The following is an 18,599-nucleotide window of genomic DNA, read 5'->3' as shown; positions in this document are numbered from 1 at the left end:
CCCTATTTATCAATTGCCAAATCCTATGAAAAGAGCACTATAAATTAAATAACCGCCAAAACAAAGAAAAAAGATCCCTGCAAAGTTATCAATATAATGGCTATATTGGCTATAAAATTTTTTTACGGTTTTACGAGAAAAAATAAGTGCAATAAAAGAAAAATACAAAAATACTTCAAGAGTTAATAAAATAAGTGCGGTAATAATCTGCCATGTTTCAGTTAAATCAACCAATACAAAAGACATCACGCTACTAAAGAAGATAATAGCCTTTGCATTAGATAAATTAATCAGTAATCCTTTTAAGATTTCTTTACCCATACTGTTTCTTAAATTTTCTGCTTGTTCACGATTATCAAAGACAATATTGTTATGACTTTTCACCATTAATACACCAAGGTAAGCCAAATATCCGCCACCTAGCATCATAATAATGCCTTGCAAACTTGGGTAAGTTGTCAATAAAACAGCCAGTCCAAGAATTGCTGAAGTTGACCAAACTAAACAACCCAAGCTAATACCAAACGCAGCACAAATAGCATTTCTCTTAGAATGACTAGCTGCTAAACGACTTATGTAAAAAAAATCAGGTCCCGGGGTAAGTAACCCGAATAAATTAACCAATAATAAATTCAGCATAATCAATCGCCTCTACACGAGATAATTTAAGATAGAAATACTTATGACCGTATAAATAGCAGCTAAAACATCATCTAACATAATACCGAAGCCACTTTCTAATCTATGATCAAAATAATGAATAGGATAAGGCTTTAAAATATCAAAAATACGGAATACAACGAAAGCAATGCTACACCATATCAATGATAATTCAGGAATAGCGAGTAATACGGTAAAAATACCGACGAACTCATCCCACACAATTGAGCCATGATCATGTACGCCCATATCATCCGCTGTTTGTTGACACAAATAGCATCCTAATAAAAAACAAAGTGCAGTGAAAATTGCAAAAGAAAACACCGACATTATCTGTAATAGCAAACAACCAACAATTAATCCGGCAAGGGTACCCCAAGTTCCGGGAGCAGGATGAATAAGCCCTGAACCTAAGCCAAGTGCAAAAAAATGAATAGGATTGGTTAAAGAAATACGAGATAAAGGATTATTTGTCATAATGAAATCTTATTTAAAATGATCAAAGCCGAGTAATGAACCAATCTCAACGGTTTTACCGCTGCGTTGAAAACTGATACGTTTTTTATTACGAATTTGCCCAACACAGCTATAATTCACACCAATATGGGTTAAAGCTCGCTCTAACTTTTCAAGATTACGATCAGGAACTGTAAAGCACAACTCATAATCTTCTCCGCCAGTTAAAGCAAATCGCTCCGCTCGCTCTATACCAACAGTTTTGATTAACTGCTCAGATAAAGGTAATTTATCTAAATCGATCACTGCACCGCATTGACTACGCTGTAAAATATGTCCTAAATCTGCAATAAATCCATCAGAAATATCAATCGCAGCATTTGCTAACTCAGCACTAGCTAGTTCCAGACCAAGCAAAACTCTGGGGGTTGGACGCAAATGGCGTTGAATTAAATATTCTTGTGCAGAATCAACCGCACTTTGATGACTTTTACTATGCGTTTCCTCTGTATTTTTTAATAGTAATTCCAATCCTGCCGCACTGTCTCCTAATGTGCCGGAAACATAGATCCAGTCACCATCTTGTGCACTATGGCGACAAAGTGCTTTCCCTTTAGGTACGATGCCTTGTGCAGTAATAGTTATTGTATATACGGGACCTTTTGTTGTATCTCCACCAATAAGCGACACATTATAATGATCCAATACATCAAATAAACTTTGACTAAATTCATTGAGCCATTTTTCATCAACATAAGGTAAAGTGATTGCAAGAGAAAACCATGCGGGAGTCGCCCCCATTGCAGCAAGATCGCTTAAATTTGTTGCAACAGCTTTATATGCTAAATCCGAAGGATTAATAGAAGACAGAAAATGGACATTTTCTACCATCGTATCAGTCGTAATAGCAATTCGCTGATTTTGATAATGTTCAGTAATAGCACAATCATCACCGATAGAAACAATCACATCTTTACGTTGCGGACGTTTTGATCCGATGAAATAGCGTTGAATAATATCAAATTCGCCATTGCTCATTATGATAAACCTATCTATTTACGAGAAAGTGCAGGTGCAATTTTATCTAAAACACCATTAATATATTTATGGCTTTCTTCTGCACCAAATACTTTAGCAACCTCAATAGCTTCATTGATCACCACTTTATAAGGTACATCCAATTCAAATTTCAATTCATAAACAGCTAAACGTAGAATTGCACATTCAATAGGATCTAACTCAACATTATCACGATCTAAGTAAGGTGCCATTGTACTATCAATAGTTTCAACATGGTTAATTGTTTGATGAAACAACTTTCTGAAATACGGCATATCCACGCCTTTCATCTCATTATCTTGATCCACAATGAAGTTTAATTCTATTTCTTCAGGTGAATTTTTTGAAATAGCCCAAGAATAAAGGTTTTGTACCGCACATTCTCTTGCTCGACGACGTGGGGATATTTTTTTTACTTTTTCTGTCATTTTATCTACTATGCCTTGTCAATTTGAGCTAACAAATTCACCATTTCTAATGCAACAAGTGCAGCTTCCGCCCCCTTATTACCAGCTTTAGTTCCCGCACGCTCAATTGCTTGTTCAATATTTTCTGTAGTTAATACACCAAAGGCAACCGGAATTTCCGCCTGCATTGCAACCTGCCCTAAACCACTACTTGCTTCCCCTGCTACATATTCAAAATGTGCTGTACCGCCACGAATAACAGTACCCAACGCTACAATGGCATCATATTTTTTACTATCGGCTAAACGACGAGCAATTAAAGGCAATTCATAAGCTCCTGGTACACGAACTAAAGTAATATTTTCATCTTTAACTTGACCAATACGTTTTAGAGCGTCCAATGCTCCCTCTAATAAACTTTCATTAATAAAACTATTAAACCGTGCAATAACAACAGCAATTTTGGCATTAGGTGCTGTAACTATACCTTCTAAAACCTTCATTCTTTTTCCTATTCAGCAATAAAATAAATCGGTTGCGGATTTTAGCATAAAAAATCTATGCAATGTAGACATTTATCTTTAGCTAAAATTACTTTCAATACGATCTTGTAAACGTAACCTTTCTTGTTCTGTTAAAGCTACATTTTTCTTATTGGTTAAAATGAAAAAATCCTCTACTTTTTCACCAATTGTAGAAATTTTTGCATTTAATAAGTTCAACTCCAATTGTACAAATATTTGACTAATTTCTGCTAATAAACCTGCTCTATCTAAAGCACAAAGCTCCATTTCAGTTTGTTCTTGCTTATGAACATTTAAAAATCTGACTTCTGTTTTAACATGGAAATGTTGTAATTTATGGTTATTTATACGAACTGGGTTAACAATCTTGTTTGTTTTTAATCCTTTAATTAATGCACCTTCCAATTGACGGCGACGATCATTGTTCAGCAAGCCCCCATCCAACTCGGTAACAATCAAACTATCGAATACATAGCCATTTTTTCCTGTGATAATTTGTGCTCCATGAATACTCAATTTCTTTGCTCCAATAATGCTGGCAACTTTATAAAATAAATTCGCTTGATCTTGGCAATAAATAAAAATTTCTGTCCCTGCATAAGAAAAACGATTACTGACTTTAATCAATAAATCTTGATTATTATCAAGTAACAACTCAGAATGCCAAGCAATTTGCTTCGGGCTATTACGCCAAAAATACTCACAAGGAAAATCTTGCCAGTGATGCTCAATTTGAGCTTCAGATAAAAATCCATACTTTTGTTGTAATAAAATACACGCTTGTTTGCGGTTTTCTTCAGCTTTTTCTTGATGATTTAATAAAATATCTATTCCTTGTTGAAACTGATCTAGGCTGTATTGGTATAAAGTCGTAAATAAGGATCTTTTCCAACTATTCCATAAAGTTTCATTCGTTGCACAAATATCAGCCACAGTCAAACAAGTTAAATAATCTAACCGCACTTTATTTTGTACTTCTTCAGCAAAATTGAGAATAACCTCAGGATCATGAATATCTCGACGCTGTGCAGTAACAGACATAAGCAAATGTCGCTGTACAAGCCATGCCATAGTTTCACTTTCTCGACTATCAAAGCCATGTTGTTGTGCAAAAATACGCATATCAACTGCACCTAATTCAGCATGATCCCCTCCTCTGCCTTTTGCAATATCATGAAATAAAGCGGCAAGATATAATAAAGTGCGGTCAGTTAATGATGAGAAAATGGTGTGGCAGATCGGATAATTTTTTTTCGCCTCTTCCACTAAAAACTCTTCTAATTTTAACATCACTCGCAAAGTATGTTCATCAACAGTATAAGAATGAAATAAATCAAACTGCATCAATCCGTTAATCCCTTTCCATTGTGGTAAATAAATGTTCAATACACCGTATTTGTGCATCGGTAACAAAGCACGAGAAATAGAATTAGGTTGTGAAAATAAACGTAAAAAACGTTCTCTTGCAAGAGGAAAATCAGATAAATTCCCAGTAAATTGTTGAGTAACAATATACAACTTGCGTAATGTTGCAGAATGAATTTCAACATGAGAGTGTTGTGTCAAATAGTAAAATAGCATCAATATTTTATCCGGCATTTGAATAAATATATCAGGATTTTTTACACAAATTGCATTATTGATAAGATAAAAATCGGAATCTAAATCTTGTTGCTCAATAATTTGTGAACCGGCTAAAAAATGCTCTTGGTAATGTTTAACCAAAATATCACTTAATACAGAAATAGATTGTGAAGCTTGAAAAAAGACTTTCATCATTTTCTCAACCTTTTGATTGCCCTCACCAACAAAACCTAATAATTCACAAACTTTAAGCTGACGATCAAATAACAGGCGATTGTCATAACGTTTTAAAATTAAATGTAAAGCAAACCGCACTTGAAATAAAAATTGCTGACTTTGCTTTAATAAAGAATATTCTTGTGGATAAATAAAACCAGCGTGCAAAATATCTTCTAAATTTTTAGCACCTATATGCTTTAAAGCCAACCAATAAATAAGATGTAAATCACGCAATCCTCCTGGGCTATACTTTAAATCAGGTTCAAGGTTATAACCGGTATTATGGTAACGCTGATAGCGTGTAACTTTTTCTGCAACTTTAGCATTAAAAAAATCCTCATTTCGCCAAAAATTTTTTTGTTGCAAAAGTGCGGTTAATTTTTCGAATAAATCTTGTTGCCCACATAAATATCGGCTTTCTAATAAGTTGGTCGCAATGGTGATGTCTTCTCGTCCACTTTGTTCACATTGGGCTAAAGTGCGTACTGAATGCCCAACCTCAAATCCACAATCCCATAGAAACCGAAAAAAATGTGCAATTTTTTCCTCCAGCTCGATAGTAGGTTCATCTTCAACTAACAACAAAACATCAAGATCCGATAAAGGAAAAAGTTCTTCCCGTCCATAACCGCCTACTGCAACAAGGGTTAAGTGATTTTTCTCAAGCTGAAAAATTTGCCATAGGTGAATTAATAACTGATCACAAAATACTGAACGATTACGAATGAGTTGATCAACAGAAAACCGCTGAAAATATGTCAACTCAAACTGTTTAAGCTGTTCTTTTTGTGCTTTTATTGTTGCTATCGTTGGATTTGGAATTGGAAGATAAGAAAACATAGCATGTCCTGAAATAAAAGAAATGCAACCTTGAAAAGATTGCACGTTGAATTGATACTATATATTAACCATTATTCTACTAATTCGTCCGACTTTTTCTTCTTCCTCACGAATCGTCATCACTTCACAACCATCTTTCGTTACAACAAGTTGATGCTCATATTGAGCAGAATGGCTACGATCTTTGGTTTTTACTGTCCAACCGTCGCCCATTAAACGCACTTCTTTTTTGCCCGCATTAATCATAGGTTCAATAGTAAAAACCATACCCTCCCGTAAAATAACACCACCATCATCAGCATAATAATGTAACACTTGAGGATCACAATGAAATTCGGTACCAATGCCATGTCCACAATACTCACGCACTACACTGAAGCCTTGACTCTCGGTATATTTTTGCACTGCTCTACCAATTTCATTTAAACGAATCCCCGGCTTCACCACTCGTAAACCAACATATAATGCCTCTTGTGCCGCCTCAACTAATTTTTTACTGCGGATATTGGTTTCACCGACAATATACATTTTTGAGTTATCGCCGTAGTAGCCGTCTTTAATCACCGTAACATCAATGTTTACAATATCACCATTTTTTAACACTTTGCCTTCAGTCGGAATGCCATGACAAACAACCTCATTTAATGAAATACAAGTTGCTTTCGGAAAGCCATAATAGCCTAAACAAGCAGGAATTGCCTTTTGCTCATTCACAATATATTCGTGACAAATACGATCTAACTCACCGGTTGTTATACCTGCCTTAACATAAGGTTCAATCATAACCAACACGTCAGATGCCAATTTACAAGCTGTACGTAACTTTATTATTTCTTGTTCTGTTCTTAATGGAATCGCCATAATATCTTCTCTAGACATAAAATTTGTCGTGCATTATAACATTAAATTTTTTATAAATCTTGAATGGTTTGGTTGGTTATTAGATAATAGCCCACTAATTTTTATTATCGGAAAATACTATGGCAGATATTGCAGTTCCTTTGACATTTACTGATGCAGCGGCAAATAAAGTCAAAACCTTAATTTCAGAAGAAGAAAATACAGAATTAAAATTACGTGTTTATATTACCGGTGGGGGGTGTAGTGGTTTCCAATATGGCTTTACTTTCGATGAAAAAACCAATGACGGCGATTTAATCGTTGAAAATTCAGGCGTTAAATTGGTTGTAGATCCAATGAGTTTACAATACCTGGTCGGTGGTACTGTGGACTATACTGAAGGTTTAGAAGGCTCAAGATTTATTGTAAACAATCCAAATGCATCAACAACTTGCGGTTGCGGCTCATCTTTTAGCATCTAAATAATGGACTATCAATTTACTCACAACGCTGATCAAGTAACAGTTAATTTTTCTATGGAACATGAGGCAATAGCTAATTGGTTCAATATAGAGGTGCGGTTAAATTCTGACTTGATTCCTACCGCACTTAATTATCTGCAACAAGCAAAACAATCACGCAATGAAAAGGAGTTTAGTCTCATTGGAAACGAATTTTCTGTTTTTATTCATTCAGATGAAGTTATGATTAAAGCCAATAATTTAGCAATTGAAGAACACGATGAACTGGAAGCTGATTTCCATTATTATGATGAAGAAAGTATTGCTTTTTGTGGCTTAGAAGATTTTGAATATTTTCTAAAATCCTATCTCTCTTTTATTGCTTAAACTAAATAAAAATGGCTGCGAAACAAAAACGAAATACAACTCAACCAAAAAAGAAAAATAAAAAACAACGGTTGTTTATTTTTAGTGCAAAACTTGGTTTTACTCTATTATGTGGAATTGCATTTTACGGTATTTATTTAGACGGAAAAATCCGCAATAAAATGGATGGTCAAATTTGGCAGTTACCCGCCGAGGTTTATAGCCGTATTGAAAACATACGTTTATCTGATCAACTGAATCTGGAACAAATCAAACAAGCACTGTTAGAAAATGAATATCGCCAAACGACCATGCTTGCCACGCCCGGTGATTTTAAAATTGAAAATAATACTTTGGTTATTTTACGCAGAGCCTTCCCTTTCCCAAGTCAACCTGAAGCACAACGCCTTTTTCGCCTACGTTTTAATAATGATAATAAACTTTCTATCATTGAAGACCTGATCAATGTAAAAACCATCAGTGAGTTTCGTCTTGATCCAAAACTTATTGCGATGTTGCAATCAGATAGAGAAGAACGTCTAGCTATTCCGCTACAACATTATCCAAGATTATTGATCGATACTTTACTTTTAACCGAAGATCGCAATTTTTATGAACATGATGGAATAAGTTTGCTTGGCATTATTCGTGCTTTAATTACCAACATCAAAGCAGGACATAATGTACAAGGCGGAAGTACACTGACACAACAACTGGTTAAAAATTTATTTTTAAGCAACGAACGCACATTAAGCCGTAAAATGAATGAAGCATTAATGGCTTTGATTTTAGATTTTCGTTACGATAAAAATCGCATATTAGAAACCTATCTTAATGAAATTTATTTGGGACAAAATGGCAGCACACAAATTCATGGATTTGAATTGGCAAGCCATTTTTATTTTGGGCTACCTGTTCGGGAAATCAGTTTGGATCAGATTGCCTTGTTGGTTGGCATGGTAAAAGGTCCTTCACTATACAATCCTTGGCGTAACCCTCAAAAGGCCTTAGAACGTCGTAATGTTGTATTAAAATTAATGCTCAATCATAAAATGATTAGTAATGAACTCTATGACTTACTCAGTAAACGTCCTCTCGGCGTACAAAAAAGAGGACAAATTAACCGCAAGTATCCGGCATTTATTCAAACTCTACAGCAAGAATTAAGAAGCAAACTGGGCGAAAACAAACTTTCCTCTTTATCCGGTGCAAGAATTTTCTCTACTTTGGATCCGAAACAACAAGAACATGCAGAAAAATCCGTGATAAAAGCAGTCTCAGAATTACAGCGAAAATATAAAAATCCACATTTAGAAAGTGCGATGATTATTGCTGATTATAAAATGGGTGAAGTAAAAGCCATTGTTGGTGGTTTACAGACAAACTATGCGGGATTTAACCGTGCTTTACACGCTCGTCGCCAAATTGGTTCCTTAGTTAAACCGTCAATTTACTTAGCGGCGTTATCTGATCCTGAGCAATTTCGCCTTAATACGCTTATTCAAAATCAGCCTATTACAATTCGTATCAAAGGAACTCAGCCATGGCAGCCTCGTAACTACGATAGAAAATACAGTGGTTCCGTCATGCTAATAGATGCACTTGTTCGCTCGCTCAATATTCCAACAGTTAATATTGGTATGAAAGTAGGCTTAAACAAAGTAATTGAAATGCAAATGGCAATGGGTTGGGATAATGTAAAAATACCTAACGTGCCTTCAACTTTGTTAGGTAGTTACTCTATTTCCCCTTATGAGGTTACAGAATTATTCCAAACTATTGCCAATGAAGGAAAACATATTCCGTTGTCAACTCTTGACAGTATTACAGACAAGCAGGGGAATCTGATTTACCAACGTTCAATAATGCCACAACAAGTCGTTCCCCAAGAAGCAGCTTTCCAAACCTTATTTGCTATGCAACAAGTCGTTGAACGAGGGACAGCTCGTAGCTTACAAAATCAATACGCTTCACTTAAACTTGCCGGAAAAACAGGTACAACAAATGAATCAAGAGATACTTGGTATGTTGGTATTGATGGTGAGAATGTTGTTACTGTATGGTTAGGGCGAGATGATAATGTAACAACAAAATTAACCGGTGCGAGTGGTGCATTAAAAATCTATCAAGATTATTTATCTCGTGCTGAAATAAAAATGTTAAATCCACAAACACCAGCTAAAATTGAATGGATTGGTATAGACTCTTATGGAAACTGGAATTGCTCAAGTCCTAAAAAGCTTCCTGTTTGGATAAATAACGATCAATTTTTTTGTAATGACATTCCCGAAGAGCCAAAGCCATCTATTTGGGATGTTCTATCTGCACCTGTTGAAGAGGCTAAACCAAGCCCATAAAAAAACGCCTCAATAACAACCTCTTCATGCTCATTACTTTTTTCTATTAATCTTACCTAAATTACACCGCTCTTTTATTAATTTTTTTCATACAAAACGTGAAAATTATGAGATTGCATCATTAAAGACTTTTATTGCATTATACCAAAACACAGACGTTTAGACGTCTATTCAAAATTGTACTTACCATACAGGAGATTTAGTTATGACAACATTCCACGTTTTAGGTTTTCCACGTGTTGGAGCCAAAAGAGAACTAAAATTCGCTCAAGAGCGTTACTGGCGTAAAGAGTTGGCTGAGCAAGATCTATTAGATTTAGCTAAGGCATTACGTGAAAAAAATTGGAAACACCAAGCTGATGCTAATGCGGATTTTATGGCAGTAGGTGATTTTACCTTTTATGATCATATTTTAGATCTTCAAGTCGCAACAGGAGCTATTCCTGCTCGTTTCGGTTTCGATAGTAAAAATTTGACACTTGATCAGTACTTTCAATTAGCACGAGGTAACAAAGACCAATTTGCTATTGAAATGACCAAATGGTTTGATACCAACTACCACTATTTAGTACCGGAGTTTCATAAAGACACACAATTCAAAGCAAACCCAACACATTATGTAAACCAAATTCGTGAAGCGAAAGTTGCAGGACACCAAGTTAAACCTGTAATTGTTGGGCCTTTAACATTTTTATGGTTAGGGAAAGAGAAAGGCGAATCCTTTAACCGTTTTGAATTACTCGCTCAACTTGTTCCTGTGTATGTAGAGATTTTAAACGCACTCGTGGCAGAAGGTACCGAGTGGATCCAAATTGATGAACCTGCACTAGCGGTAGATTTACCAAAAGAGTGGGTTAATGCGTACAAAGACGTTTACGCAACGCTATCTGAAAAAGTGAATGCGAAATTATTATTAGCTACTTATTTCGGTTCAGTAACAGAACACGCTACTTTATTAAAAGAATTACCAGTAGATGGGTTACACTTAGATTTAGTTCGTGCTCCGGAGCAACTAGTAGCATTCGAAGATTACAACAAGGTATTGTCTGCCGGCGTAATTGACGGACGTAATATTTGGCGAGCTAACTTAAATACTGTACTTGATGTATTAGAGCCACTAAAAGAAAAACTGGGTGAGCGTTTATGGATTGCTCCAAGCTGTTCCTTACTCCATACACCATTTGATTTAAATGTTGAAACCCAATTACAAGAGAACAACCCTGCTCTTTATAGCTGGTTAGCTTTCACCTTACAAAAAGTACAAGAGTTAAGCGTCTTAAAAACCGCTCTTGAAAAAGGTCGTAATGCGGTAAATGTAGAATTAGATGCAAGCCAAGTAGCAGCAGATGCTCGTGCAAATTCAAAAGAAATTCACCGTCCGGAAGTAGCTGAACGTTTAGCTAATTTGCCAAAAAATGCCGATCAACGTAAATCACCTTTTGGTGAACGTATCAAATTACAAAATGCTTGGCTAAATCTACCGCTCTTACCAACAACCAGTATCGGTTCGTTTCCACAAACTACCGAAATTCGTCGTGCTCGAGCAGCGTTTAAGAAAGGCGATCTCTCTTTAGAAGAGTATGAAAATTCAATGAAAAAAGAGATTGAACTTGTTGTGCGTGAACAAGAAAAATTGGATTTAGATGTGCTGGTCCATGGTGAACCGGAACGTAATGACATGGTAGAATACTTCGGTGAATTATTAGATGGTTTTGCTTTCACTAAATTTGGTTGGGTACAAAGCTATGGATCACGTTGTGTGAAGCCGCCTGTAATTTATGGTGATGTTGTTCGTCCTGAACCAATGACAGTACGTTGGTCAAAATATGCACAAAGTCTAACCAAGAAAGTGATGAAAGGTATGCTCACTGGTCCTGTAACAATTCTACAGTGGTCATTCGTACGTAACGATATTCCACGTTCAACGGTATGTAAGCAAATTGGTGTGGCACTTTCAGACGAAGTATTGGATTTAGAAAAAGCAGGAATCAAAGTCATCCAAATTGATGAACCCGCTATCCGTGAAGGATTGCCACTCAAACGAGCCGATTGGGATACTTATTTACAATGGGCGGGAGAGGCATTTCGTTTAAGCTCAATGGGTGTAGCAGACGATACACAAATCCATACTCATATGTGTTACTCTGAATTTAACGATATTTTACCGGCTATTGCAGCTTTAGATGCGGACGTGATCACCATTGAAACCTCTCGTTCCGATATGGAATTACTAACCGCTTTCGGTGATTTCAAATATCCAAACGATATTGGACCGGGTGTGTATGATATTCATAGTCCTCGTGTACCAACAGCAGAAGAAATTGAACATTTACTTCGCAAAGCTCTTAACGTTGTACCAAAAGAGCGTTTATGGGTCAATCCAGATTGTGGCTTGAAAACACGTGGCTGGTCAGAGACCATTGCACAACTTGAAGTGATGATGTCGGTCACTAAAAAATTACGAGCGGAATTAGCTTAATTGACAAAACAAGGGCAGAATAAATCTGCCCTTAAGTGCGGTTGGATTTATTCGGGTTTAATAACAACCATTCTCTGAGGATGGACAATGCTGTTTTCATCAATAACAGCAACACCCAAAAATAAATTTTCAGGAGAAATTAACCGCACTTGTCCTTGTATGCCTTGTTCATTTAAAAACTTAATCCGTTGTCCAAATCCTACAGCTCTTGCCTGTTCTTTTGTTAAGTGCAATCCAGGTAAACGAATAACCGCACTTTCCATAGGTAACAAATGTTGATCCAATAAATCCAAATCTTCCTGTTCAGAGAATTGCTGCAATTGTTCTAACGTCATCATCTTGTTATAAGGATAATCTGCAACAGCAATCCGACGCAACCTAGTAACATGAGCACCACAACCCAATACTTCACCTAAATCATCTACTAAGGTTCTAATATAAGTTCCTTTAGAACAATGTACTTCCAATGTTAAATAAGGTATTTGATAGTCAATAAACTTCAATTCAAAAATACTAATTGGACGAGCTTCACGCTCAATAGTAATGCCTGCACGAGCATATTCATACAAAGCTTTGCCTTGATATTTCAATGCTGAAAACATAGTAGGCACTTGCATAATTTCACCACGAAATTGCTCAAGTGCGGTCAAAATTTTTGCTAAATCAATATTGACCTCTCGCTTTTGCACAACTTGCCCATCGGCATCAGAAGTATCTGTACGCTCGCCTAATTTAGCGATAACTTGATAACGTTTATCCGCATCAAGTAAATATTGTGAAAATTTTGTTGCCTCACCTAAACAAATTGGCAACATTCCTGTTGCCAGCGGATCCAAGGCACCGGTATGTCCCGCTTTATTCGCTTGGAAAAGACGTTTAACTTTTTGCATAATGTCATTGGAACTCATCCCTTGAGATTTATCCAACAAAAAAATACCGTTGATATCACGCCCTTTTTTACGTGGTTTACTCATATTTTTATTCGCTTATTCTTCTACATGACGCTTTTCATCTTCACGCACAACATTCGTCACAAGATTGGACATACGCATACCATCAACTAAAGATTGGTCATAAATAAAGCGTAACTCAGGCACAATACGCAAACGCATCACTTTGCCTAATAAACTACGAATATAAGGACTGGCTTTTTCCAATCCCTTCATACCTTGCTCAATAACATTTTCATCTTGATCAAATAAAAAAGTGACAAATATTTTTGCATACGCTAAATCACTTGATATTTCCACATCCGACACCGTGACCATACCAATACGAGGATCTTTAACCTCACGTTGTAAAATAACTGCTACTTCTTTTTGTATTTCTTGTGCTACTCTATCGCTACGTTTAAATTCTCTTGCCATATTTTTCTCCATTAATGTTGGTAAATTCACTCTAGAGTTGAGAAATTACACCTTAAAAAGAGCGGTGAGTTTTCCTAATTTTTACCACTATACACAGTTGCTCTTCTCAAACATGATAAAACTCCAATGCCCTTAACCTTAAAAAACAAAGTTAAGGGCATTCTTATCCACAAAAACATTAAGCAACTTAATATATGATAATCTCGCTCTTTAGTTATAATTCAACCAACAAAATTATATTACCGGTTACAAATTAAATCGCTCTTTTAACTTCCACTACTTCAAAGACTTCAATTTGATCGCCGACTTTAACATCATTGTAATTTTTTACGCCAATGCCACATTCCATACCACTACGTACTTCACTGACATCATCTTTAAAACGACGGAGAGATTCAAGTTCTCCTTCAAAAATTACCACGTTATCACGTAATACACGGATTGGGTTGTTACGTTTAACCAGCCCTTCAGTTACCATACAACCGGCAATTGCACCGAATTTCGGATGACGGAATACATCCCGCACCTCAGCCAAGCCAATAATTTCTTGTTTAAATTCCGGCTGTAACATACCACTCATAGCCGCTTTGATTTCATTTAGTAATTCATAAATTATTGAATAATAACGTAAATCAATATTTTCATTTTCAATTACACGACGAGCTGTTGCATCAGCACGAACATTGAAACCAACCATAATCGCATTTGAAGCAGCTGCAAGAGTTGCATCAGTTTCAGTGATTCCTCCCACTCCGGAACCCACAACTTTTACTTTTACTTCTGCCGTTGATAATTCATGTAATGCTTGAACAATGGCTTCCACAGAACCTTGTACATCCGCTTTAACAATAACATTCAACTCTGCAACATCACCTTCTGCCATATTGCTAAACATGTTTTCCAGTTTCGCTTTTTGCTGACGAGCTAATTTCACTTCACGGAATTTACCTTGACGATAAAGAGCAACCTCACGAGCTTTTTTCTCATCACGCACGACTGTTGCTTCATCGCCTGCTGCCGGAACACCTGAAAGACCTAGTACTTCTACAGGAATTGATGGACCTGCCGATTGAATATCTTTACCATTTTCATCACGCATTGCACGCACACGACCATATTCAAAACCACACAGTACAATGTCACCACGGTTTAATGTACCGGATTGAACTAAAATAGTTGCTACTGGACCACGACCTTTATCCAAATAAGATTCAATGACAACACCGCTTGCCATGCCATCTTTAACGGCGGTTAATTCTAAGACTTCTGATTGGAGCAAAATTGCTTCCAATAAATCATCAATACCTAAGCCTTTTTTCGCAGAAACCGGAACAAATTGAACATCTCCACCAAATTTCTCTGAAATCACTTCGTGTTGCAGTAATTCTTGCTCTACTCGATCAGGGTTTGCTTCTGGCTTATCAATTTTGTTTACAGCGACCACCAATGGTGCATTGGCGGCTTTAGCATGTTGGATCGCTTCAATAGTTTGAGGCATCACACCATCATCTGCCGCAACTACCAAAACAACTATGTCCGTTGCTTTCGCACCACGAGCACGCATAGAAGTAAATGCAGCATGCCCCGGCGTATCCAAAAACGTGATCATTTTGCCATCATTAGTTTCAACATGATAAGCACCAATATGCTGAGTAATACCTCCCGCTTCACCTGCAGCAACTTTTGCTTTACGGATATAATCAAGTAATGAAGTTTTACCATGGTCAACGTGTCCCATAATAGTAACCACCGGTGCACGATGAACTTTTTCAGCATTTACATCACGATCCTCCATGACCATTTCTTCAAGTTCATTCTCTTTTCGTAGAATAACTTTGTGTCCCATTTCCTCAGCCACAAGCTGTGCAGTATCTTGATCGATCACTTGATTGATCGTTACCATTTCTCCCATTTTCATCATGGTTTTGATAATTTCTGTTGCCTTAACTGCCATTTTTGCTGCAAGCTCAGCCACAGTAATAGTTTCACCAATCACTACGTCAGCTTTAGCAACTTGAGCAGGTTTAGTAAATGCTTGCTGTAACGCACTGGCTTTTTTAGCGTGCTTTCCCTTACCTTTTACATCTTTTTGGTTACGGCGATCTGATTGACGTTCATTTTTATTACCATTTTCATCATCTCGTCCACCTTTCTTAGCTTTAACTACTTTATTTTTACTACGTCCGCGATTTTCATTACGACGTTCTTCTTCATTTTCTGCCTCAAGTGCATAGCTGGAAGTTAAGTGATAATCGCTATAATCATCCAACTTACCGTTATCATTGTCACTATCATCAAAATCAGCGTAACGTTTAGCTTCTTCAGCCGCTTTTTGTGCTTTTTCTTCTGCCTTTTGACGAGCCAATTCATCGGCTTTACGACGTAATTCAGCCTCTTCCGCTCGACGTTTTTCTTTTTCTACATCAACGTTTTTCTTACTTGCTTTAGCTTGTTCAGCCTTAGCTTTCTCTATCTTTATTTGCTCAGCTTTAGCTTTTTCCGCTTCTCGCTTCGCTTTTTCAGCAAGCTTTTCCTCAGCAGCTCTTTTCTCTGCTTCCTCTTTGGCTTTTAATTTGGCTTGTTCTTGAGCTTTACGTTCAAGATCGGTAGTAACTGTACGCTTTTTACGCACCTCAACCTGAACCTCTTTACTTTTTCCCGTTGTACTTGTTCCACTCACTGTAGTTTTTGTTCGACGTTGAATACTCAACTTTTTGGGTGCATTTTCTTTTTTTATTTCATCTGCCATAATCTTATTACTCTTTATTCCTAATTGAACCAACAAATATTACGTGCAGCCATAATTAAATCTGCAGCTTGTTCAGCACTTAATTCTTCAATATCTGATAAATCATCAACACCTTGTTCAGCTAATTCTTCAAGAGTTGTAATTTGTTTTTCTGATAATCTAAATGCAATATGACGAGACATACCTTCTAAATTTAATAATTTTTCTTCAACCTGAGCTTGTTTCAATGCTTCTTCTTCAGCTAACATCCTTGCAGTAATCGCATTTTTCGCTCGAGCTTGTAATTCCTCAACAAGATCCTCATCTTCTAAGCCATCAATTGCCGTTAATTCGTTTACAGCAACATAAGCAATCTCTTCCAAATTAGTGAATCCTTCATCAACAAGGATATGAGCAAACTCCTCATCAATCTCTAGTGCGGTCATAAATAAAGCTAAAATCTTGTTATCTTCCGCTTGGTGTTTAGCATTTAAATCATCTATTGTCATAACATTTAAGACCCAACCAGTTAACTGTGTTGCTAAACGTACATTTTGACCATTGCGTCCAATAGCTTGTGCTAAATTTTCCGGTTCAACGGCAATATCCATAGAATGATTATCTTCATCAACAACAATTGAGCTCACATCTGCCGGTGCCATTGCATTAATTACAAATTGTGCAGGATTATCATCCCATAACACAATATCTACACGCTCCCCCCCCAATTCATTGGTAATTGCTTGAACTCGAGAGCCACGCATACCGACACAAGCTCCAACTGGATCAATTCGCTTATCATTGCTTTTGACAGCAATTTTTGCACGTAATCCCGGATCACGTGAGGCACCTTTAATTTCAATCAACTCTTCGCCGATTTCAGGAACTTCAATACGGAACAATTCCACTAACATTTCAGGCTTAGCACGAGTCACAAACAATTGAATACCCTTGTTTTCCGGACTTACTTTGTATAGTACACCACGAACTCTATCACCCGGACGGAAATTTTCACGCGGTAACATATCTTCACGCAAAATAACAGCTTCAGCCTGTTGACTTAAATCTAAAATAATAGAATCACGATTTACTTTTTTCACTGTACCGGAAACAATTTCACCTTCCTGTGAACGGAACTGTTCCACAATTTTATTACGCTCTGCTTCACGAATTTTGGTACTAATTACTTGACGTGCTGTTTGCATCGCAATGCGATCAAAAGCAATCGAATCAATTTCATCTTCAATATAGTCACCTAATTTTATTTCCGGATCTTCAAATTGAGCTGCTTCTAATGTAATCTCTTTCGTTGGATTGAGTACTGTTTCAACCACTAACCAACGACGAAACGTAGAAAACTCACCGGTTTTAGTATTGATGACTACACGAACATCAATTTCTTGTTCATATTTTTTCTTCGTCGAAAGTGCAATTGCACTTTCCAATGCTTCAAAAATTTTCTCACGGGGTAACAATTTTTCATTGGAAACCGCTTCAGCGGCTAATAAAATTTCTTTACTCATTTTTGTCTCTCTAATTAATTGAATTTGGGAACAACATTGGCTTTTTGAATATTGCCAAAAACTAATACTTGTGGCTGGTTATCAACAATCAAAGTCAGCATATCATTTTCAATTTTCTCTAACTTACCTTGCCATTTACGACGGTCAAACATAGGAACACGTAAATGAACAGAAATATCCTGTCCGATATAATTCTCAAATTGTTTTAATGTAAACAATGGTCGATTTAAGCCTGGCGAAGACACTTCCAAATTATATTTATCCGCAATAGGATCTTCCACATCCAGCACCGCACTTACTTGACGACTGACATCAGCACAATCATCAACCGTTACACCGCCATCTTTTTTATCAATATATAAACGTACTGTAAAAAAACGTCCGGAACGTTGGCATTCAATACCCCAAAGCTCACAACCTAAATCCTCTACTGAAGGTTGTAATAATTCTTGTAATTTATCCTCTAATGTTGCCACTATCCTCTCCTCTCAAAATAGCACGTAAGATTGAGTTTTTTTCTACATTTCATAACAAACAGATGTAAAAAAAGGGCTATCAGCCCGTTTACTAAATCTCAAGTTTACTCGCATAAAAAAACCCCAAGTCACAGTGGGGTCCTTTACGAAAACTTCTATGTAAAGTGGTTGCGGGGGCTGGATTTGAACCAACGACCTTCGGGTTATGAGCCCGACGAGCTACCAAGCTGCTCCACCCCGCGTCCGAAATATG

At 36.7% G+C, this 18,599-nt stretch carries 16 protein-coding genes and 1 tRNA gene; 4 read left to right on the top strand and 13 right to left on the bottom strand.

Annotation, left to right across the window (positions count from 1 at the left end):
- Positions 1-9: 9 nt before the first annotated feature.
- From HSM_RS06740 to map, 7 genes are all read right to left on the bottom strand, one after another.
- Positions 10-639: a LysE family transporter gene (locus tag HSM_RS06740; RefSeq protein ID WP_012340461.1), complete on the bottom strand. Its 630-nt coding sequence runs from the start codon at positions 637-639 to the stop codon at positions 10-12.
- A gap of 12 nt (positions 640-651) precedes the next feature.
- A complete protein-coding gene (locus HSM_RS06735; protein ID WP_012340460.1) occupies positions 652-1,137 on the bottom strand; it encodes a phosphatidylglycerophosphatase A family protein in 486 nt (161 codons plus the stop codon).
- Positions 1,138-1,146: 9 nt separating this feature from the next.
- A complete protein-coding gene (gene thiL / locus HSM_RS06730) occupies positions 1,147-2,154 on the bottom strand; it encodes a thiamine-phosphate kinase (RefSeq protein ID WP_012340459.1) in 1,008 nt (335 codons plus the stop codon).
- A 14-nt stretch (positions 2,155-2,168) separates the two neighbouring features.
- Positions 2,169-2,603, bottom strand: a complete 435-nt coding sequence (gene nusB, locus HSM_RS06725) for a transcription antitermination factor NusB (RefSeq protein ID WP_012340458.1) — start codon at positions 2,601-2,603, stop codon at positions 2,169-2,171.
- Positions 2,604-2,611: 8 nt separating this feature from the next.
- Positions 2,612-3,085 carry a 6,7-dimethyl-8-ribityllumazine synthase gene (gene ribH, locus HSM_RS06720; protein ID WP_011608983.1) on the bottom strand — a complete coding sequence of 158 codons (474 nt, stop codon included), beginning with the start codon at positions 3,083-3,085 and terminating at the stop codon, positions 2,612-2,614.
- Positions 3,086-3,163: 78 nt separating this feature from the next.
- Positions 3,164-5,749, bottom strand: a complete 2,586-nt coding sequence (glnD, locus tag HSM_RS06715; RefSeq protein ID WP_012340455.1) for a bifunctional uridylyltransferase/uridylyl-removing protein GlnD — start codon at positions 5,747-5,749, stop codon at positions 3,164-3,166.
- Between the two features lie 57 nt (positions 5,750-5,806).
- Positions 5,807-6,610, bottom strand: a complete 804-nt coding sequence (gene map / locus HSM_RS06710) for a type I methionyl aminopeptidase (RefSeq protein WP_041605100.1) — start codon at positions 6,608-6,610, stop codon at positions 5,807-5,809.
- Positions 6,611-6,729: 119 nt separating this feature from the next.
- On the opposite strand from map, the gene erpA reads away from it, so the two are divergent.
- From erpA to metE, 4 genes are all read left to right on the top strand, one after another.
- Positions 6,730-7,071 carry an iron-sulfur cluster insertion protein ErpA gene (gene erpA / locus HSM_RS06705; protein ID WP_012340453.1) on the top strand — a complete coding sequence of 114 codons (342 nt, stop codon included), beginning with the start codon at positions 6,730-6,732 and terminating at the stop codon, positions 7,069-7,071.
- Between the two features lie 3 nt (positions 7,072-7,074).
- On the top strand, positions 7,075-7,437 hold the full coding sequence (locus tag HSM_RS06700; protein ID WP_012340452.1) for a YacL family protein: 363 nt from the start codon (positions 7,075-7,077) through the stop codon (positions 7,435-7,437).
- 11 nt (positions 7,438-7,448) lie between these two features.
- Positions 7,449-9,773, top strand: a complete 2,325-nt coding sequence (gene mrcB / locus HSM_RS06695; RefSeq protein ID WP_012340451.1) for a penicillin-binding protein 1B — start codon at positions 7,449-7,451, stop codon at positions 9,771-9,773.
- A gap of 205 nt (positions 9,774-9,978) precedes the next feature.
- Complete coding sequence (metE, locus tag HSM_RS06690; RefSeq protein ID WP_012340450.1) at positions 9,979-12,252, top strand: 5-methyltetrahydropteroyltriglutamate--homocysteine S-methyltransferase; 2,274 nt, start codon at positions 9,979-9,981, stop codon at positions 12,250-12,252.
- 47 nt (positions 12,253-12,299) lie between these two features.
- Here the strand turns inward: metE and truB are convergent, their stop codons facing one another.
- The 6 genes from truB to HSM_RS06660 form a co-directional block, all read right to left on the bottom strand.
- Positions 12,300-13,226 carry a tRNA pseudouridine(55) synthase TruB gene (gene truB / locus HSM_RS06685; protein WP_011608976.1) on the bottom strand — a complete coding sequence of 309 codons (927 nt, stop codon included), beginning with the start codon at positions 13,224-13,226 and terminating at the stop codon, positions 12,300-12,302.
- A gap of 12 nt (positions 13,227-13,238) precedes the next feature.
- Positions 13,239-13,619 (bottom strand): 30S ribosome-binding factor RbfA, encoded by a 381-nt coding sequence (gene rbfA, locus HSM_RS06680; protein ID WP_011608975.1) that lies wholly within the window; start codon positions 13,617-13,619, stop codon positions 13,239-13,241.
- 253 nt (positions 13,620-13,872) lie between these two features.
- Complete coding sequence (gene infB, locus HSM_RS06675; RefSeq protein ID WP_012340449.1) at positions 13,873-16,368, bottom strand: translation initiation factor IF-2; 2,496 nt, start codon at positions 16,366-16,368, stop codon at positions 13,873-13,875.
- Between the two features lie 20 nt (positions 16,369-16,388).
- Positions 16,389-17,870: a transcription termination factor NusA gene (gene nusA / locus HSM_RS06670; protein WP_012340447.1), complete on the bottom strand. Its 1,482-nt coding sequence runs from the start codon at positions 17,868-17,870 to the stop codon at positions 16,389-16,391.
- Positions 17,871-17,884: 14 nt separating this feature from the next.
- A complete protein-coding gene (rimP, locus tag HSM_RS06665) occupies positions 17,885-18,346 on the bottom strand; it encodes a ribosome maturation factor RimP (protein ID WP_012340446.1) in 462 nt (153 codons plus the stop codon).
- A gap of 165 nt (positions 18,347-18,511) precedes the next feature.
- Positions 18,512-18,588 (bottom strand) — tRNA-Met (locus HSM_RS06660).
- Between the last annotated feature and the right edge of the window lie 11 nt (positions 18,589-18,599).

The organism is Histophilus somni 2336, from assembly GCF_000019405.1.
Lineage (GTDB): Bacteria > Pseudomonadota > Gammaproteobacteria > Enterobacterales > Pasteurellaceae > Histophilus > Histophilus somni.
The sequence above is the reverse complement of the archived record's forward strand: the minus strand, read 5'-3'. Positions and strand labels throughout refer to the sequence as shown.

Bases quoted from the DNA above. Each gene is read 5' to 3' on its own strand.
- HSM_RS06740 (WP_012340461.1), bottom strand. From the start codon at position 639: ATGCTGAATTTATTATTGGTTAATTTATTCGGGTTACTTACCCCGGGA.
- HSM_RS06735 (WP_012340460.1), bottom strand. From the start codon at position 1,137: ATGACAAATAATCCTTTATCTCGTATTTCTTTAACCAATCCTATTCAT.
- thiL (WP_012340459.1), bottom strand. From the start codon at position 2,154: ATGAGCAATGGCGAATTTGATATTATTCAACGCTATTTCATCGGATCA.
- nusB (WP_012340458.1), bottom strand. From the start codon at position 2,603: ATGACAGAAAAAGTAAAAAAAATATCCCCACGTCGTCGAGCAAGAGAA.
- ribH (WP_011608983.1), bottom strand. From the start codon at position 3,085: ATGAAGGTTTTAGAAGGTATAGTTACAGCACCTAATGCCAAAATTGCT.
- glnD (WP_012340455.1), bottom strand. From the start codon at position 5,749: ATGTTTTCTTATCTTCCAATTCCAAATCCAACGATAGCAACAATAAAA.
- map (WP_041605100.1), bottom strand. From the start codon at position 6,610: ATGGCGATTCCATTAAGAACAGAACAAGAAATAATAAAGTTACGTACA.
- erpA (WP_012340453.1), top strand. From the start codon at position 6,730: ATGGCAGATATTGCAGTTCCTTTGACATTTACTGATGCAGCGGCAAAT.
- HSM_RS06700 (WP_012340452.1), top strand. From the start codon at position 7,075: ATGGACTATCAATTTACTCACAACGCTGATCAAGTAACAGTTAATTTT.
- mrcB (WP_012340451.1), top strand. From the start codon at position 7,449: ATGGCTGCGAAACAAAAACGAAATACAACTCAACCAAAAAAGAAAAAT.
- metE (WP_012340450.1), top strand. From the start codon at position 9,979: ATGACAACATTCCACGTTTTAGGTTTTCCACGTGTTGGAGCCAAAAGA.
- truB (WP_011608976.1), bottom strand. From the start codon at position 13,226: ATGAGTAAACCACGTAAAAAAGGGCGTGATATCAACGGTATTTTTTTG.
- rbfA (WP_011608975.1), bottom strand. From the start codon at position 13,619: ATGGCAAGAGAATTTAAACGTAGCGATAGAGTAGCACAAGAAATACAA.
- infB (WP_012340449.1), bottom strand. From the start codon at position 16,368: ATGGCAGATGAAATAAAAAAAGAAAATGCACCCAAAAAGTTGAGTATT.
- nusA (WP_012340447.1), bottom strand. From the start codon at position 17,870: ATGAGTAAAGAAATTTTATTAGCCGCTGAAGCGGTTTCCAATGAAAAA.